The organism is Bordetella sp. 02P26C-1 (genome assembly GCF_009763255.1).
GTDB lineage: Bacteria > Pseudomonadota > Gammaproteobacteria > Burkholderiales > Burkholderiaceae_B > Bordetella_A.
The window spans coordinates 17,539-34,251 of record NZ_WSJB01000018.1; the positions used below are offsets into that span (position 1 = coordinate 17,539).

A 16,713-nucleotide genomic window follows, 5' to 3' on the forward strand; every position below is an offset into this window, starting at 1 on the left:
CAGACGGAGGTCGAGGCGCTATTGTGCGCTAACTCGACACGTTTGCCACAGGCGAAAGCCGCGCTGAAATACAGCGCAACAGGTATTGTGATCGCGGTACTAAGCGCTACACAATGACATCTGGAATCCGATATCGCGCGCGACCGGCTGTGGCTTCGCATCCCCCTCTTGCGAGGAAAAACGTATCCACACCATATACTTATTGGCGCTGATTTCCGGAAAAACGCCTGCGTCGGGATCTATCCAGACGCGCAAGAGCTGAAAAAGTTTCCCGGCCAGCATCTGCTGGTAGCCACCCTGATCGGCCACCATATCGGTGCGCCGGCCCGATTCACGAAGCAGACGCAATGCCATGGCCACGGCCTCATGCAGGGGCCGCAACGGGGCGATCCAGGCTTGCAGGTCTGCCTCGCGTTCCTGGGGCAGTCTGTGCTGCCAGGCATGATAGGACGGCATATCGACCTGGGTAGCCCCACCTGGTACCGCCAGCCGGCCGCGCAGACTGATCAGCCACTCGTTCTCGCGCAAGGGCTGCCCCGCACGTCCCTGCCCGGCCAGATTGCCCACCGTACGCTCCATTTCGGCCAGCATGGACTCCAAGGCGTCTTGCACCACGCCCGGGTGGTCGCGCAAGGCGACCAGCGCCATGCGCTGGCGCTCCAGATCTTGCAGCACGGAGGTCTTGATATCGGCGCGTTCGGTCGCGTCCAGGATGTCGAACAAGGTGGCGACCGCAATCTGATGATGATGCGCGTCAGATTCGCCGGAAAAGAAAAACAGTCTGTCGAATAAATACTCGAGTCGCAGATAGGATCTTATACGCTCGTTGAAGGGATATTCGTAAAGGATCACGCTTGCTACAGGCCTGTTGGTGAGCGGCCCGAAGGGCCGGATTAGTCAGGGAAGCCGGCCACATCTATGAGCGGTCGACGCGATGCCGCCGCCATGTGGCACCAGCGGTCGTGCAGAGCTTTTGCCCGCGCGCGCAATGCCGTGACAGTGGTCTGGCCATCGTTGACGATGACGTCGTCCGCTGCCGCCAGCCGGGTTGCCCGCGCGGCCTGTGCTGCCATAATACGCTGGATAGCCTCGACCGTCAGCCCGCTACGCGCTTGCACCCGCGCGACCTGGGTTTCAGGGTCGCAATCAACCACGCAGATCCGATCCACCCGATCGCGCCAGCGCCCGGATTCCACCAACAAGGGCACCACGAACACCTGATAAGTCCCTTGCGCCTGACTTGCCGCGCGCTCGGTATGTTCGCCAATCAGCGGATGCAAGATCGCTTCGAGCCGCGCGCGCGCATCGGGCTCGCGAAACACCAGATCCCGCATCCAGGCGCGGTCCATCGCGCCATCCGGGCGGGCGGCTTGCGGGCCGAACGCTTGCACCAACGCCGGCATGGCCTCGCCGCCGGGCGCGGTCAGCGCATGCGCGATCGCATCGGTGTCGACAAGCGCCGCGCCCCACTCGGCCAACATATCGGCCACGCGTGTTTTGCCGGACCCAATGCCGCCGGTCAAGCCGATCTTATACATATTCCTCTCTTGCGAAACCGAATGAACGGCAAAGCGCCGCGCGGGTTGCGATGATGTCTGTCTGGTGATTCTGAAGCATACGCCCCGGCGCCACGCGGCGGCAAACGAGGTGCACACTCCAGGCGTGGTTGCCTCAACCCGCAACCGTCACGAACAGCATGACCACGCCCGCGAGCGCCAGGTAAGGCCCAAACGGCAAGGCCTGCCCCGCCTGCGCGCGCCCGATCAAGCGCAAGCACAGCGCTGCCACCACGCCGCTGATGGACGCCACCAGCAACAGCATGGGCAGGGACGCCAACCCAAGCCATGCGCCCAGCGCGGCAAGCAATTTAAAGTCCCCATAGCCCATGCCCTCGCGTCCAGTGACGAGGCGAAATACGTGAAAAAGTAACCAGAGGAACAGATATCCGGCCACCGCCCCCAAGACGGCCAGCGGCAGCGGCGTGATCGCGCCATGCAGATTCACCAGCAACCCCGCCCATGCCAGCGGCAAGGTCACCGCGTCCGGCAGCAAGCAGGTTTGCAGATCGATCCATGACAAGAGCAGAAGCGCCGCGCAAAAGCCCATGGCGGCTAGCGCGAGCGGTGTGGGTCCGAACTGCCACGCACAGAGCGCGAACAAGATTGCGGTCAACGTCTCGGTGACGGGGTAGCGCCATCCGATCGACGCGCCACAGTCCGAGCAGTGGCCACGCGTGAACACCCAGCTCAAGATGGGCAGGCGCTGCCAACCGCGCACCGGCGCATGGCAGTGCGTGCAATGCCAACCCGGGCGCCACAACGTGTAGGGCTGCTCTTGTGCCTGCTCGTGCTCCCCGCCGTCTGCTTGGCCAGTGTTTTGCGCGGCCTGCCACTGCTGCGCCCAGTCGCGCTCCATGATGCGCGGCAACCTGTGACCCGCGGCGGTTATCCAGCTGCCGACCGCGAGACCCAGCACGGCGGCAAGCATGACAGCCCAGACAGGATCGATCGCAAAGACATGCCACATAATCATCAAAGCCGCGCCCCACTGGGCGAATCAGAAGCCCGCATTATTCCGGCAAGGACTCAATAGTTCAAACGGAGCCGGACAAACAAGACCCGACGCGCCGCAGTGAACCGTATCGGTCGTGCGTATAAATGCGTAGAATTCCGCCCATACTCATCTTCATTCATTGCCGCGACCGCCATGCCTACCTCCGCGCTCTCTTTGCCTCGCCGCCCCTCTGCGCCCTTCATCACCACTATCCTGGCAGGTGCCGTCCTGATGGCTGGATGCGCGCAGCAGCGCACCGAGGGCTACTACAACCCACCCCGCGAAAGCACCGTTACCGACGCGCAGCAGCAGGGCCAGGGCGCGGGCTTTCTGCCTTTGGTACAAGCGCCCTCGCAGCTGCAAATCGCGCTGAAAGCGCCAGCGCCTGGTCAAAGCCGCAAGCCCGCTCCCACTGAAGAAGAAGCCGCACATCAGGCCGCCGTCGCCGAGAACCAAGCTGCGGCAGCGGCTGCGGCGGCTGGCAGCACCTCTGCGGCCGCCCATGCCCTGGTGCCGCAGGCGCAAACCTACATGGGCACCGTGCCGTGCCTGTCCCCGTCCCAACAGTGCGCCGCCCAACGCGTGACATTGACGCTGGCGCCGAACGGACGCTGGCGCAGCCGCTCGATTTATTTGAGTCAGGCGGGCGAAGCCGGTGCGCCATCGACGCAGCAAGGCTGCTGGGACGCGACGGCGGAACGCCCGCCACGCGTGCTGATCTTTGATGTCGACGGCAACCCGCTCATGGAACTCACGGTCGCGGCAAACAATGTGCTGCGTGTGGCATCGGTGCTAGGGGTCACGCCGAATCTGACCTACAACTTCACCCGCCAGCCGGATCTGGACCCCATCGACGAACTGTCGCAATCGCCCGTGCCGAAGTGCTCCTGAACCAGGACGGTACGAAGTCCGGCGCCCCCTAAAACGCGAGGCGCCGCGCGGGACCCACGCGATCCGCTATGTCACGCGTAAACGGATACAACTAGCGCGAACCCTGATAGCTGCATCCCGCACGGCACGCTACACTCGGCCGCGCATCCGGGCGGTACATGCCGTCATGACTCGATCACCCGGACGCGGCGCGAGATGCCTGCCCTTTGGCATCGTGTTAACGCTGGCCGGGTCGTTATGCGTGTTTTCCGGGAATGTGCTGTGCATGCCATGCGTCTGGCGGCGCTATGGCTTTTTGGCTTTGCCATCGCGGTTCGGGCGGACACCACCACGCCTGCGTTTACGCCGCTAGCCCTCGCGCTGCCAGAATGCCAGGGCATTAAAGACCTGGCCTTTGTCGCCCACTTGGATGACGACCTGCTCTTCATGAACCCGGATATTTCGTCCAATATCCAGGCGGGCGGCTGTGTGCGGATCGTCTATCTCACCGCCAGCGATGCCGGCGAGGGTGAAGGTTACATGCTAGGCCGCGAACGCGGCGTGCGTGCCGCGTATGCCTATATGGCGCGGCAACCCGATCTGTGGAAAGAAGACGTGGCGCAGGTAGATCGTTTCCACATCGCGCGTTTTACGCTGCAAGGCAATCCGCGAGTGCAGCTGTGGCATATGCGGTTAAAGGATCCGTGGCTAGGCAAGGGCTGGGGCAGCTTGACGCCATTGAGCCAGGCCGAATCGGTCGCAGGCATGACGGCGGACACGCTGGGTCCCTACCATGATGTCTATACCCGCGAGGATCTGGTGCGCACGTTGGCGAGCATCATCGCCGGCTACAACCCCACGACGGTACGTCATCTGGACGATACGATCGCCGTACCCTATACCCAACTGTGCTGGCGCTGCGCCGGCCATGGCCATCCCGACCACATTGCCAGCGCCCGCCTCGTGCGCGACGCGCTGGTGGCGGCGCCCGGCAACTATGCGGAGACCGGCTACATCGACTATCCGAGTCAGGAACACGAAGCCAACCTCGCCGACGCGGAGGCGCTGATGAAGTCGGAGATCTTTCGCCGCTATGCCTGGGACGACTATCACTATTGTTCCGGTCCACAAGGATGTCGGGAGCCCGCGGGTCCGGCGGCAGCGTGGGTCCGCCGCGCTTATTATGTGTCGCGTCAGGATGCGCCGCCCGAGCTGTTTTCCGACGCTCATGGATCGCTACTGTTGTTCGCGGCGGGCGAGACCAACGACGCGGTGAACATTTGGGATGGCGCAAGCCGCCGCTGGAATACGCTGGGTGGCCGCACGGCGGGCCCGCTCGTTTCCTTTGCTTATCCGGACGCCACGGCAGGGTTGGTGGCGCGCGATACCTTGGGCGGCTTGTGGGTCAATAAGCAGAAAGCCGATGGCGGCTGGCGCGGTTGGCAGGCGATGGCGGGGATACGCGTGACCCGCGCCCCGGCTGTGGCGCCCAACGGTGACGCGGCGATGGTCGCGATGGGCAACGATGGTAATTACTATTGGACGAGGCTCGCGGGGCTGGATCAGGGATGGTCGCCGTGGCAACCGCTGCCGGCGCTTTCCGACGCGCGAGGCAACGCCGTGATCACCAAGTTGGCCGATACCCGGTTCATCGCGTTTGCCGCCGACGCATCGGGACAGACTTATATGACGCTGCAACGACACGCCGCCGATGACTCGGCCTGGACGGATTGGCAGCCCTTGCCCGCGCCAAGCAGCGACGGGGGCTTGGCCGCCATTCGCAATCGCGATGGGCACGTTGAACTTTATATGCGCGCACGGGCTAGCCGGCATCTGACCCGCCTCGTGCAGGATGCTGCCAACCATAGCGAAGACGACCCGGTCGCTACGATCCGATGGATGGCCGCGACCGACCTGGGCCTGCCATACGTTGGCCGCCCGGCCGTGGGATTGGACCAAGATGGCGGCATGCTCGTCGCCGTGCTGGAGCGGCACGGCGGTCGGCTGTGGCTACTCGACGATGGACAAGCGACTGAGCTCGCGAATCAAGTCGCCTCCGTGCCAGCCATGCGGCTGCTGCATGGCACGCTATATGTGGTGGCGCGCCGTGCGGGCGCGGTGCAGTCCTATGCGGTGTTGGCGCGGCAAAGCGATGGCCGTTGGCACAGCAACGCGGCCATCGACGGTTTGCCCGATGCGGGAGGTAGCCCCTTTATCGAGATAGCGCACGCGGACCCGGCTGTGACGAGCCCTCATGTCCGCAGCCATGGCGCTCTCGAGCACGCACTTCATTGATCGAATTAATCGCATCGGCTCCATTGATCGCATCAATCGTCATCGCCGTTTCAATGGACAAGCGTCATGGCGGCACATAAAGCATGCCAGTTCCAGGGCGTTGCGTACGCCCACCTTGCGAAAGATACGGGCGCGGTGCGCTTCGACCGTGCGCAGCGATATCCCTAACTCTAGCGCCACGGCTTTGTTGGCCTTGCCCGTGCTCAGCAGCATGGCCACCTCGCACTCACGAGGAGTGAGCAAACGGGCAAGCGCTTCGGGCGGATCAGTGGACTCCGGCATGGATACCTCTCGGTTGTGATCATTCTTTGCGCCCAAGTCTGCCAGGACTTGGGCCCCTCGCGCACCTGTCAGTTCTGACAGGCACGAAAATGTCACACCTGAGGGAAAAACGCTTGAAAGCCCCTTAAAACAAGGGTCCGCAGCGTTTTGAGGAGTCTGCTAGATGGGGATAACGGCTTACAGTTCGAGGTTATCAATCAGACGCGTCGCACCCAGCTTGGCAGCCGCGAGCACCACCAAAGGCTCACCCGCGCCGACTTCACCGGGCTCGGGACGTAGCAGATCACGTTGACGACGCACCGACAAATAGTCTACTTGCCAGCCACGTGGGGTTAATCGGTCTATGGCGGCTTGCTCGAGCGCTTTCAAATCATGCTCGCCCGCGGCCACCCGTTGTTTAATGTCGGTCAGGCAGGCGTACAGCGTCGGCGCTTCGGCCCGCTCTTCGGGCGACAGATAACGATTGCGCGACGATAGCGCCAGACCATCGACATCGCGTACCGTTTCGTGCGCGACTATGTCTACCGGCAGCTGGAACTGCCGGCACATCTGACGCACGATCATCAGCTGCTGATAGTCTTTTTTGCCAAACACCGCGACGCGCGGCTGCACGCACGACAGCAGCTTGAGCACGACGGTGCTGACACCGCCGAAAAACCCGGGGCGGAACTCGCCCTCCAGAATATCGCCCAGATCGTCAGGCGGCTGAACGCGGAATTTCTGGGGCTCCGGGTACATCTCGCGCTCATCGGGCGCGAATAGTACGTAGACGTCGCGGGCGCGTTCGAGCTTTTCGATATCCTGCTGCAGCGTGCGAGGATAACGGTCGAAATCTTCGTTCGGGCCAAACTGCAGGCGATTCACAAAAATGCTTGCCACCACCGGATCACCGTGCTGGCGCGCCGTCTTCATCAGGGCCAGGTGACCTTCGTGCAGGTTGCCCATGGTGGGCACGAACGACGCGCGGTTCTGGCCGCGCAAATGATCACGTAATTCCTGGATCGTGTGGACGACTTTCAAGAGAGACTCTCCGTAAACGGGAAAGGCCGCGATATTCAGGCGGCCGCGACGCTGGTGTAGGCCAGACGTACGTAAATAGGGGCGTAGGGCTCGGCCTGCGTGATTTCGAGCAGCGACTCGCGCGCGAGTTCGAGCATGGCGATAAAGTGCACGACCACCACCGCCACGGGCGCGCCCTCGAGGATGCGCTCCATGAAGAGTTCACCGAACTCCATGAAGCGCACATCGTTCAGGCGGCGCAAAATGTGCGTCATATGATCGCGCACGGATAGCTGTTCGCGCGTGATGTGATGGTGCTGATTCAGCTTGGCGCGTTTAAGGATGTCGGCCCAAGCCGAGCGCAAATCATCGAGATCCACCTCGGGCTGCATGCGCTCGAAGGTGATGTCGGCCACCGCCTGAGCGCTTTTGAAATCGCGCCCCAGCTGCGGCATCGCGTCGAGCTTTTGTGCGGCCAGCTTCATCTGCTCGTATTCGAGCAGGCGGCGCACCAGCTCGGCACGCGGGTCCTCGGGCTCTTCGCCGGTGTCGGTCTTTTTGACCGGCAGCAGCATGCGCGACTTGATCTCGATCAGCATGGCGGCCATCAGCAGATACTCGGCCGCCAATTCGAGGTTGGTAATGCGAATCTGATCGACATACGACAGATACTGCCGCGTGACATCCGCCATGGGGATGTCGAGCACGTTGAAATTCTGTTTGCGGATCAGATAGAGCAGCAGGTCCAGCGGCCCCTCGAAAGTCTCGAGAAAGACCTCCAGCGCGTCCGGCGGGATATAGAGGTCTGTGGGCAGCTGAAACAGCGGCTCGCCGTACAGGCGCGCGAAGGCCACCGCATCGACGACATCGGGCGTACTGTCCACCGGCGGCTCAACCAAAGCCGCCAGCGCATCGCCGGAGACGGGTGGCTGCGTAGGCATGAGCGTGCGCGAGGCCAAGCGTCGCTATGGAATTATTCGCCTTGATAGACGTAAGGCTTTTGCGGCACGCGGGCGGCGCGGAACGATTCCAGCAGCTCGGGATCCTGGGGCTTGTCCCAGAAACGGGCGCGGCCCTCGAGCTGGCGCTGCTCGACATCGGGATGCGCTGCCTTGTATTCCTTGAGGAACTGGGTAATTTCAGATTCGTAATTCTTAGCCATGACACAACTGTGAGCAGGTTAGGGATAACAGGAGTTTACTTCAGGCAGCTGAGAGGCAGCGTTACAATCGATTCGACCGCCATTCTTTTGTCGACATGCCTACAGAGCCCGCCGGATCCGCGTTACCTAATACCCCTCCCCCCACCACGAGCGAAGCCGCCCGGATGATCCCGTTCATCGTCGGGTGTGCGCTGTTCATGCAGATGCTCGATAGCACCGTGGTCGCCACTGCTCTGCCGGCGATGGCCCAGGCGCTGGGCTCGACGCCCGTGCGGCTGAATGTCGCCATCACCTCTTATCTTTTGGCCGTCGCGGTATTCGTGCCGATCAGCGGCTGGGCCGCCGACCGTTACGGAGCACGGCGCGTGTTCATGGCGGCAATCGCGCTATTCACCCTGAGCTCGGTGGCCTGCGCGGCGGCGACGAATCTGACCTATCTGGTGATCGCCCGCGTGGCCCAGGGGATCGCGGGGGCCATGATGGTGCCGGTCGGACGCATCATCCTGTTGAGGGTGGTGCCAAAGCAGGATTTGCTCAAGGCCATGTCATTTCTGTCGATCCCTGCCTTGCTGGGGCCGGTGATCGGGCCGCCGTTAGGCGGCTTTATGGTCACCTACATGTCGTGGCATTGGATATTTTTGATCAATATCCCGATTGGCATCATCGGAATCTGGCTAGTGCGGCGGTATGTGCCCGAGATCCGCGAGGCCTCGACGCCGCGACTGGATTGGACGGGGTTCCTGCTCAGCGCGGTGTGTCTGGCCACGCTGGTGAGCGCTTTCGAAGCGCTGGGGCATAGTCTGATTCCGCCCAGCGCCGTTATCGGGCTCGCTGTGGTGGGCTTTGTATGTGGACTCCTCTACGTCTATCACGCCAGGCGCGCGCCGCACCCGATTTTGGACCTCACGCTCATGCGCGAGCCTACCTTCGCGATTTCGGTCTTGGGCGGTAATCTGTGCCGGTTCGCGGTGGGCGCGATGCCGTTTTTGCTGGCGGTACAGTTACAGGTGGGCTTCGATATGTCGCCCTTTTCCGCCGGGTTGATTACGTTCGCCAGCGCCGCGGGCGCATTGTTGATGAAATTCGTGGCCACGCCGATCGTGCAGCACTTCGGTTTTCGCCGGGTGCTGACCATCAATGCCGTGCTTACCGGGCTATTTATCATCGCCTGCGCGGCGTTCACGGCGAATACGCCCGTGTGGCTCATGATTGGTATCCTGCTGGCGGGCGGGTTTTTCCGCTCGTTGCAGTTCACCGCGATCAATACGCTCACCTATGCCGACATGACGCCTGAACGCATGAGCCGCGCCAGCAGCTTTGCCGCGATGGCGCAGCAGCTGGGCATCAGTCTGGGCGTGGGGGTTGCGGCCGTCACGTTGAATCTGAGCATGGCCGCACGGGGGCAGCATACGGTGTCTGTCAGCGATGTGATGATCGCTTTCGTGGTGATCGGTGTGCTGTGCTCGGCCTCGACCTTCTCATTCCGGAAACTGTCTCGCTCGGCCGGCGCGCAGCTGCGCGCTAAATAGTCGGTCACCCTAGAACGGATTTGCTTCACCATGACCCAATCTTTCATTCTGGCCCTGGACCAAGGCACGACCAGCTCGCGCGCCATCGTATTCGACCGGCACGGCCGCGCGCGTGGCATCGGCCAGCGTGAATTCCGTCAGTATTATCCGCAGCCCGGCTGGGTCGAGCACGATGCAAGCGAGATCTGGCAAAGTCAGCTGGATGTGGCTCGCATCGCCTTGCAGAACGCGGGCGCTAATGCCGCCGATATCGCGGCAATTGGGATCACCAATCAGCGTGAGACCACGTTGATCTGGGACCGCGCGACCGGCCAGCCGCTCGCGCCCGCGATCGTCTGGCAGGATCGGCGCACCGCGGGGTTGTGCGATCAGCTGCGCGCCGAGGGGCATGACCGGCTGCTGCAGGCGCGCACGGGGCTCGTGCTGGACGCCTATTTTTCGGGCACTAAGCTCAAGTGGCTGTTGGATCATGTACCCGGCGCGCGCGCGGCTGCTGAGCGCGGCGAGGTGGCATTTGGCACCATCGACACCTGGCTGGTGTGGCATTTGACGGGCGGTGCGGTACACAGCACGGATGCCACCAATGCATCGCGCACGCTGCTCTACGACATCCATCGGCATGATTGGGATGACGAGATCCTGGCGCTATTGGGGATTCCGCGCAGTGTGCTTCCTCAGGTGGCGCCCAGCAGCGGCGTGATCGGGCATGCCCGGCCGGAATGGCTGGGTGGCGAGATTCCGATAGCCGGGGTAGCAGGCGATCAACAGGCCGCGACGTTCGGGCAGGCGTGTTTTCAGCCTGGCATGGCGAAAAACACCTACGGCACCGGGTGCTTCATGTTGATGAATGTGGGCGACAAGCCAGTGGCTTCACGGAACAACTTGCTCTCGACGATAGGCTGGCAGTTGCCTGACACGACCGGGCGAGCAGCCCTTGAGCGCCACGCCGGGGCGCAATCTGCGCTTGCCCTCGCACCTGCTTCTGCATCCGTTGCGGCTGGATCTGGGGCGACCTCCCTGCCTGCCGGCCGCTGCACTTACATGCTCGAGGGCGGCGTCTTCATGGCGGGCGCGGCCGTGCAGTGGCTGCGCGACGGCTTGGGCATTATCGAGCGGTCCGATCAGGTCGAAGCGCTGGCGGCCAGTGTGCCGGATACGGACGATGTGTTTCTGGTGCCGGCATTCGCCGGTCTGGGCGCGCCCGACTGGGATCCCTATGCCCGCGGCACGCTGGTGGGATTGACCCGGGGCACGACGCGGGCGCATATCGCGCGCGCCACCCTCGAAGCAATCGCGCTGCAAAGCGCCGAGCTGATGAGCTGCATGAAGGCCGATAGCGGCATCGAGTTATCCGAGCTGCGCGTCGATGGCGGCGCGTCCAACAACGATCTGCTGATGCAGATGCAGGCCGACTTGTTGGGCGTGGCGGTGGTTCGGCCGCGCGTGGCGGAATCGACCGCGCGCGGCGCTGCGGGTCTTGCCGGCCTGGCTGTTGGCTTCTGGTCCGGCCTGGACGAGTTTGCCAGCCAGTGGGAAGCGCAGCATCGCTTCGAACCGCAATGGAGCGAAGCGCAACGCAATGCGCGGCTCGCGCGTTGGCGTGAAGCGGTGGAGCACGCCAAGGGCTGGGCGCGCCACACCGACTAGGCCAAGACCACTGCGTTCACGCTGAACTGGCGATTAGTTCAGACTCGCGCCCGAGAGCTTTACGATCTCCTGGTACTTGTCTTTTTCCTTCTTCACGAACTCGGCAAAGGCCTCGGCCGTCATGGGCTCGGCTTCCGATCCCATCGCCAGCAACCGGGTGCGGATCTCCGGATCGCGCAGCGCTTCGGCGTAGGCCTGGTTCAACTTAGCGACTACCTCGGGCGGCGTGCCGCCGGTGGTGAAGACGCCAAACCAGGTCCCGAGATCGAAGCCCTTGACACCCGCCTGATCCATCGTCGGCACGTCGGGCAGCAGCGAGGAACGATCCAGCGTGGTCACCGCCAGCGCCTTGACCTTGCCATCCTTGATCATCGGCGCGGCGGCGGCGAGGTTATCGAACATAAAGTCCGATTGCCCGCCCAGCAGCGCCAACTGGGCAGGAGAGGCGCCTTGATAAGGCACATGCACGGCCTGAATACCCGCGCGGGCCTTGAGCAGTTCGCCCGCCAAATGACCCGCGCTGCCATTGCCGCCCGAACCGTAGTTAAGTTTGTCCGGGTTTTTCTTCGCGTAGGCGATCAAGTCGTTGAGCGACTCGATGCCGTTGTTTTTAGCAAAATCGACGTTCATCACCAGCACATTCGGGACCGCCGCAACCAACGTGACGGGCTCGAAATCCTTGACCGGGTCATACGGCAGGTTCGCGAATAGCCAGGGATTGATGGCATGCGTGGCCACCGCGCCCATTACGAGCGTATAGCCGTCGGGTGCGGCCTTGGCGACTTGATCCGCGCCGATGTTGCCCCCAGCGCCCGCGCGGTTTTCAACGATGATCGGCTGCCCGAGTGACCCACGCACTTTTTCGGCGAGAAAGCGCGCCGAACTATCGAGCGGTCCGCCCGGCGGATAAGGCACGACAAAGCGCAGCGGCTTGTTCGGGAAATCCGTGGTTTGCGCCAACACGGGGGTCAGGCTTGCGAAGCCCACGACGAGAGCGGCCGCGCCCAGAACTAACGTGCGGCGCGCTGCCGAGAGCGGGGAATTGGGTAAGCGTTGCATGGCGTGCGTCTCCTCTTTTGGGTGCGAACGGGATACGGGCAGCAGCATACTCCAAGCGCTGCGCGTATGCCCGTGCAACGTCGCCCACGCACAGAGAGCTGACTAACGACGTGTCAATGTAACGCCAATACTCAGACTCTAAATCGCCCCAAACTCACACTCATTCCTATTTTTGCGGCGAAGTGGCACATATCGCGAGTTAACGCGAAACGCTTCCTACTATCTGCGGACCCTAACTCCGGCGAGTCCGCGCACCAGACCGGTCGCCATTTTCCTCGTTGCACGGTCCACCATGCAGAAAGCCCTGACCCTGTTTCCCATCACCGGTATGGCAAGCGCGCTCGTGTGTGCAAGCGCCGGCGCCGCGCATGCCGTTGGCGACTACCCGGTGTTTACGCAACACCCCATCGTGGTCACGAGCACGCCACCCAGCGCGCCGCTGATCTTCGTGACGGACCCAAAGCTTCCGCGGCAACCGTTGCCCGCCAGCGATGCCACCGACTACCTGAAAACCATTCCGGGGTTTTCGGCGGTGGGCAACGGGGGCACCAATAGCGACCCCGTGCTGCGCGGGCAATTCGGCTCGCGGCTGAACATACTGACCAATGGCACATCGCTGCACGGCGCATGCGGCGGTCGCATGGATCCGCCGACCTCGTACATCTCGCCCTCCAACTTCGATAAATTGATCGTGATCAAGGGTCCGCAGACCGTGTTGTGGGGGCCGGGCGCTTCGGCGGGCACGGTGCGGTTCGACCGGGATACTCCACACTTTACCGAGCCGGGATTTCGCTTCGACGGCAACGTGGTCGGCGGCTCGTACGGGCGCAATGATCAAGCCGCTGACTTGACGGTGGGCAACACAGGTTGGTACTCACGCGTCACCGCGAACCATTCGCACTCGCAAGACTACCGGGACGGCAGCGGCCGTACCGTGCCGTCGCGCTGGGACAAATGGGCAGCCGATGTGACCCTGGGGCTCACGCCCGATTCCGATACGCGCTATGAATTGTCGGCCGGCGTCGGCAATGGCGAGGCACGCTACGCCTCGCGTGGCATGGACGGCACCCGGTTCAAACGCGAGAGCGTGGGGCTGCGCCTGGAAAAACACCATATCGGCACGACGTTGAGCGCCATGGAATTGCAGGTCTATTACAACGACGCCGACCACGTGATGGACAACTTCACCTTGCGCACGCCGCCCAAACACCACGGCGTGGCCATGGGCCATGCGTCTAACGTCAATCGCAGCACCTGGGGCGGCCGCTTCGCCACCACCTGGGCGCCCGCCAACGATATCAGTTTGACCACGGGCATCGATACCCAACGCAGCCGCCACCGGGGACGTCGCGGTACGCCGCAAAATTCCTATGCGCAGCAACCCTGGCAGCGCAATGCGACCTTCACCGATACGGGTTTGTTCGGGGAAATGACCTGGCACCCGGCCCAGGCGCAACGTCTGATCGGCGGCGCTCGCGTGGACAGAGCGGAGGTCACCGACTGGCGCGGGACGAAATCGCCCTCGCCCACAAAGACGAATCCCACCGCGGGTCAGCGCCGCCGCGATACCCTGCCCGCTGGGTTTCTGCGCTACGAGTACGATGCGGACTCCATCCCCGCGACCTGGTACGTGGGCGTAGGCCATGTCGAGCGCTTTCCGGATTATTGGGAGCTCTTTCCCCCCGGACGGGGCCCGGGCGGTTCGATCAATGCTTTCCAGGGCGTCAAACCCGAAAAAACCACCCAGTTGGATTTCGGCGCGCAATATCGCACCAAAACGACGAACGCCTGGTTTTCCGCCTATGTGGGCAGGGTGCAGGACTACATTCTGTTCCGGTATCCCAAGGTCGGCATGATGGGCCCCACACAAGCGACCAATGTAGGCGCGCGGATTCTAGGCGGCGAACTTGGGCTGAGCCATGCCACGAGCCGGACCTGGACGACCTCGGCAACACTGGCCTATGCCTGGGCGCAGAACGCCGATACGGATAAGCCCTTGCCGCAGATCCCTCCACTGGAAGGCCGTCTGATGGCGAAATACGATGATGGGACCTGGACCGCGGGTTTTCTGTGGCGGCTCGTCGCCCCGCAACATCGCTACGCCGTGAACCAGGGCAATGCGGCGGGCAGAGACTGGGGCAAGAGCCCCGGCTTTGGCGTGCTGTCCATGAACGCAGGCTATGCGTTCAGCCGCAACGCGCAGCTAACGCTGGGTATCGATAACGTATTTAACAAGACCTATCGCGAGCCCTTGAACCGCGCGGGCAGCCCCGCATTCGGCTACACCGGCGATATCGGGTTCAACGAACCCGGCCGCACCGTATGGGCACGGCTGGGTGTGATGTACTAACCGAGGTCGCCTGGACCAGAGTGTCGCCTGGCCGGTCACGTCGTACTCGGCATGACCGGCCAGGGTCAATGCAAGATCTGGCTCAGGAACAGTTTCGTGCGTTCGTTCTGCGGATTATCGAAGAACGCATCGGGACTGTTCTGCTCGATGATTTCCCCGCGATCCATAAAGATCACACGGTCGGCGACCTTGCGCGCAAATGTCATTTCGTGCGTGACGCACAGCATGGTCATCCCACTTTCCTGAGCCAGCGTAACCATCACGTCCAACACTTCTTTCACCATTTCCGGATCCAGCGCGGACGTGGGCTCATCGAACAACATAATTTTCGGGCTCATGCACAGCGATCGCGCGATCGCCACGCGCTGCTGCTGACCACCGGAAAGTTGGCCGGGATATTTATTGGCCTGCTCCGGAATGCGGACGCGTTCGAGATACTTCATCGCCGTGGCCTCGGCCTCGGCGCGCGACTTTTTCAGCACCCACGTCGGTCCGAGGGTGAGGTTCTCCAGCACAGTCAGATGCGGGAATAGGTTGAAGTGCTGAAACACCATGCCCACATCGCGGCGGATGGCTTCGATCTGCTTCAGATCGTTGGTCAGCTCCGTACCGTCCACGATGATCTGGCCTTGCTGGTGTTCTTCCAGGCGGTTGATACAGCGGATCATGGTGGACTTACCCGAACCCGACGGTCCGCACACCACGATGCGCTCACCCGGCGCGACATCCAGATTGATATTGCGCAGTACGTGGAATTGCCCGTACCACTTGTTGACATTCTGCATGCGGATGATGGCATCACTCATGCTGTTACTCCCAAAAGGTGCGCCTGCCCGGCCGCGCATAGCGATGCCGGGCCACGGCAACTATCGTTTCTGTCCGGCCGCGAGGCGTTTTTCGAGTCGCTGACTGTATTGCGACATCGAGAAGCAGAAGACGAAATAAATCAGTGAAATGAAGATATAGGCCTCGATGCCAAAGCCGCGCCAGGCCGCGTCCGACAATGCCGCCTTGGCTGCCAGCGTCAGATCGAAAATACCGATGATGACCACCAGCGACGTGTCCTTGAACAGCGCGATGAAGATACTGACCAGCGGCGGAATCACGATGCGCAGGGCCTGCGGCAAGATAATCTTGCGCATCTGCTGCCAATAGGTCAGGCCCAGCGAATCGGCGCCTTCGTATTGCCCCTTCGGGATCGCCTGCAAGCCCCCGCGCACGGTCTCGGCGATATAGGCCGCCGCGAACATGATGATCGCGATCTGCGCGCGCAGCAGTTTATCGATGGAAAAACCCTCGGGCAAAAACAGCGGCAGCATCACCGACGACATGAACAGCAAGCTGATCAAGGGCACACCGCGAATCAGCTCGATATACACGACGCACAGGGCTTTGATCGCAGGCAGCTTGGATTTGCGTCCCAACGCCAGCAACACGCCCAGCGGAAACGCAAAGGCAATGCCAAAGGTCGACAGAATCAGCGTAAGCGGCAGACCGCCCCACAACGAGTTCTCGACATAGGTCAGGCCAAACACCCCGCCCCACATCAGAATCGCGACGGCCGTGAGCCCCACCACCCAGATCAGGGCCAGACGCGCATTCCAGAAACGGCGCATGCCGCTGCAGATAATGACCGCGATCAAAATGATCGAGGCAATCAAGGGCCGCCATTGCTCGTCATACGGATACGTGCCGAACAAAATCAGGCGATGTTTCTCGACGATAAAGGCCCAGCACGCACCCGCAGCCTTGCGGCATTCCTGCGCCGTCGGCGAGGTAAAGTCGGCTTGCAGGAATGCCCAGTCGACGAGCGCGGGCACCGCCAGAAACAGTATCCAGGCCGTCAGCACGGTGCCCAGAATGCTTAGCGGCGAAGAGAACAGTCGCTCTTTGAACCAGTGCCAGACGCCGACTTGATTCGAAGGCGGCGGTAGTCCTTCGCTGGGGATAGGCGTAGTCGTACTCAT

General features: G+C 62.4%; 15 protein-coding genes. 5 read left to right on the forward strand and 10 right to left on the reverse strand.

The genetic code is table 11. The features are described 5' to 3' along the window. Nucleotides 1–99: 99 nt before the first annotated feature. The 3 genes from zapD to GOQ28_RS09550 all read right to left on the reverse strand — a co-directional run bounded on the left by zapD (nucleotide 100) and on the right by GOQ28_RS09550 (nucleotide 2,526). Nucleotides 100–852 (reverse strand): cell division protein ZapD, encoded by a 753-nt coding sequence (gene zapD / locus GOQ28_RS09540; RefSeq protein ID WP_160350900.1) that lies wholly within the window; start codon nucleotides 850–852, stop codon nucleotides 100–102. Between the two features lie 41 nt (nucleotides 853–893). After that, complete coding sequence (gene coaE / locus GOQ28_RS09545) at nucleotides 894–1,538, reverse strand: dephospho-CoA kinase (RefSeq protein WP_160356290.1); 645 nt, start codon at nucleotides 1,536–1,538, stop codon at nucleotides 894–896. 133 nt (nucleotides 1,539–1,671) lie between these two features. Next, a complete protein-coding gene (locus GOQ28_RS09550; protein ID WP_160356461.1) occupies nucleotides 1,672–2,526 on the reverse strand; it encodes a prepilin peptidase in 855 nt (284 codons plus the stop codon). Nucleotides 2,527–2,706: 180 nt separating this feature from the next. Between GOQ28_RS09550 and GOQ28_RS09555 the strand changes: the two genes are divergently transcribed. Both GOQ28_RS09555 and GOQ28_RS09560 read left to right on the forward strand, forming a co-directional pair. Further along, nucleotides 2,707–3,444 (forward strand): copper resistance protein NlpE, encoded by a 738-nt coding sequence (locus GOQ28_RS09555; RefSeq protein WP_160350898.1) that lies wholly within the window; start codon nucleotides 2,707–2,709, stop codon nucleotides 3,442–3,444. Between the two features lie 270 nt (nucleotides 3,445–3,714). Beyond that, a complete protein-coding gene (locus tag GOQ28_RS09560) occupies nucleotides 3,715–5,718 on the forward strand; it encodes a PIG-L family deacetylase (protein ID WP_160356462.1) in 2,004 nt (667 codons plus the stop codon). A 39-nt stretch (nucleotides 5,719–5,757) separates the two neighbouring features. Here the strand turns inward: GOQ28_RS09560 and GOQ28_RS09565 are convergent, their stop codons facing one another. From GOQ28_RS09565 to GOQ28_RS09580, 4 genes are all read right to left on the reverse strand, one after another. Next, entirely contained in the window at nucleotides 5,758–6,000 is a 243-nt protein-coding gene (locus GOQ28_RS09565) for a LuxR C-terminal-related transcriptional regulator (RefSeq protein ID WP_160350897.1), read from the reverse strand. A 177-nt stretch (nucleotides 6,001–6,177) separates the two neighbouring features. Continuing rightward, nucleotides 6,178–7,020 (reverse strand): pantoate--beta-alanine ligase, encoded by an 843-nt coding sequence (gene panC / locus GOQ28_RS09570; RefSeq protein ID WP_160356291.1) that lies wholly within the window; start codon nucleotides 7,018–7,020, stop codon nucleotides 6,178–6,180. A 35-nt stretch (nucleotides 7,021–7,055) separates the two neighbouring features. After that, nucleotides 7,056–7,940 carry a segregation and condensation protein A gene (locus GOQ28_RS09575; protein WP_160350895.1) on the reverse strand — a complete coding sequence of 295 codons (885 nt, stop codon included), beginning with the start codon at nucleotides 7,938–7,940 and terminating at the stop codon, nucleotides 7,056–7,058. Nucleotides 7,941–7,972: 32 nt separating this feature from the next. Further along, the gene (locus GOQ28_RS09580) at nucleotides 7,973–8,161 is read right to left on the reverse strand and encodes a DUF3460 family protein (protein ID WP_160350894.1); all 189 of its coding nucleotides are present in this window, start codon (nucleotides 8,159–8,161) and stop codon (nucleotides 7,973–7,975) included. A 95-nt stretch (nucleotides 8,162–8,256) separates the two neighbouring features. Between GOQ28_RS09580 and GOQ28_RS09585 the strand changes: the two genes are divergently transcribed. Both GOQ28_RS09585 and glpK read left to right on the forward strand, forming a co-directional pair. After that, the gene (locus tag GOQ28_RS09585) at nucleotides 8,257–9,690 is read left to right on the forward strand and encodes a DHA2 family efflux MFS transporter permease subunit (RefSeq protein ID WP_160350893.1); all 1,434 of its coding nucleotides are present in this window, start codon (nucleotides 8,257–8,259) and stop codon (nucleotides 9,688–9,690) included. A 30-nt stretch (nucleotides 9,691–9,720) separates the two neighbouring features. Then, nucleotides 9,721–11,337: a glycerol kinase GlpK gene (gene glpK / locus GOQ28_RS09590; protein WP_160350892.1), complete on the forward strand. Its 1,617-nt coding sequence runs from the start codon at nucleotides 9,721–9,723 to the stop codon at nucleotides 11,335–11,337. A 33-nt stretch (nucleotides 11,338–11,370) separates the two neighbouring features. Here the strand turns inward: glpK and GOQ28_RS09595 are convergent, their stop codons facing one another. Further along, nucleotides 11,371–12,396: a Bug family tripartite tricarboxylate transporter substrate binding protein gene (locus GOQ28_RS09595; protein WP_160350891.1), complete on the reverse strand. Its 1,026-nt coding sequence runs from the start codon at nucleotides 12,394–12,396 to the stop codon at nucleotides 11,371–11,373. Between the two features lie 292 nt (nucleotides 12,397–12,688). Here GOQ28_RS09595 and GOQ28_RS09600 point away from each other — a divergent pair, with 292 nt between their 5' ends. Further along, a complete protein-coding gene (locus tag GOQ28_RS09600; RefSeq protein WP_236844300.1) occupies nucleotides 12,689–14,746 on the forward strand; it encodes a TonB-dependent copper receptor in 2,058 nt (685 codons plus the stop codon). A 65-nt stretch (nucleotides 14,747–14,811) separates the two neighbouring features. Here GOQ28_RS09600 and GOQ28_RS09605 read toward each other — a convergent pair whose 3' ends face one another. Together GOQ28_RS09605 and GOQ28_RS09610 are read right to left on the reverse strand one after the other, a co-directional pair. Next, nucleotides 14,812–15,552: an amino acid ABC transporter ATP-binding protein gene (locus GOQ28_RS09605; protein ID WP_160350890.1), complete on the reverse strand. Its 741-nt coding sequence runs from the start codon at nucleotides 15,550–15,552 to the stop codon at nucleotides 14,812–14,814. Nucleotides 15,553–15,612: 60 nt separating this feature from the next. Then, the gene (locus tag GOQ28_RS09610) at nucleotides 15,613–16,713 is read right to left on the reverse strand and encodes an amino acid ABC transporter permease (RefSeq protein WP_160356292.1); all 1,101 of its coding nucleotides are present in this window, start codon (nucleotides 16,711–16,713) and stop codon (nucleotides 15,613–15,615) included.

Bases quoted from the DNA above. Each gene is read 5' to 3' on its own strand.
- GOQ28_RS09560 (WP_160356462.1), top strand. From the start codon at position 3,715: ATGCGTCTGGCGGCGCTATGGCTTTTTGGCTTTGCCATCGCGGTTCGG.
- GOQ28_RS09580 (WP_160350894.1), bottom strand. From the start codon at position 8,161: ATGGCTAAGAATTACGAATCTGAAATTACCCAGTTCCTCAAGGAATAC.
- GOQ28_RS09585 (WP_160350893.1), top strand. From the start codon at position 8,257: ATGCCTACAGAGCCCGCCGGATCCGCGTTACCTAATACCCCTCCCCCC.
- GOQ28_RS09595 (WP_160350891.1), bottom strand. From the start codon at position 12,396: ATGCAACGCTTACCCAATTCCCCGCTCTCGGCAGCGCGCCGCACGTTA.
- GOQ28_RS09555 (WP_160350898.1), top strand. From the start codon at position 2,707: ATGCCTACCTCCGCGCTCTCTTTGCCTCGCCGCCCCTCTGCGCCCTTC.
- GOQ28_RS09565 (WP_160350897.1), bottom strand. From the start codon at position 6,000: ATGCCGGAGTCCACTGATCCGCCCGAAGCGCTTGCCCGTTTGCTCACT.
- GOQ28_RS09550 (WP_160356461.1), bottom strand. From the start codon at position 2,526: ATGTGGCATGTCTTTGCGATCGATCCTGTCTGGGCTGTCATGCTTGCC.
- GOQ28_RS09575 (WP_160350895.1), bottom strand. From the start codon at position 7,940: ATGCCTACGCAGCCACCCGTCTCCGGCGATGCGCTGGCGGCTTTGGTT.
- GOQ28_RS09605 (WP_160350890.1), bottom strand. From the start codon at position 15,552: ATGAGTGATGCCATCATCCGCATGCAGAATGTCAACAAGTGGTACGGG.
- GOQ28_RS09610 (WP_160356292.1), bottom strand. From the start codon at position 16,713: ATGAGTACGACTACGCCTATCCCCAGCGAAGGACTACCGCCGCCTTCG.
- coaE (WP_160356290.1), bottom strand. From the start codon at position 1,538: ATGTATAAGATCGGCTTGACCGGCGGCATTGGGTCCGGCAAAACACGC.
- glpK (WP_160350892.1), top strand. From the start codon at position 9,721: ATGACCCAATCTTTCATTCTGGCCCTGGACCAAGGCACGACCAGCTCG.
- GOQ28_RS09600 (WP_236844300.1), top strand. From the start codon at position 12,689: ATGCAGAAAGCCCTGACCCTGTTTCCCATCACCGGTATGGCAAGCGCG.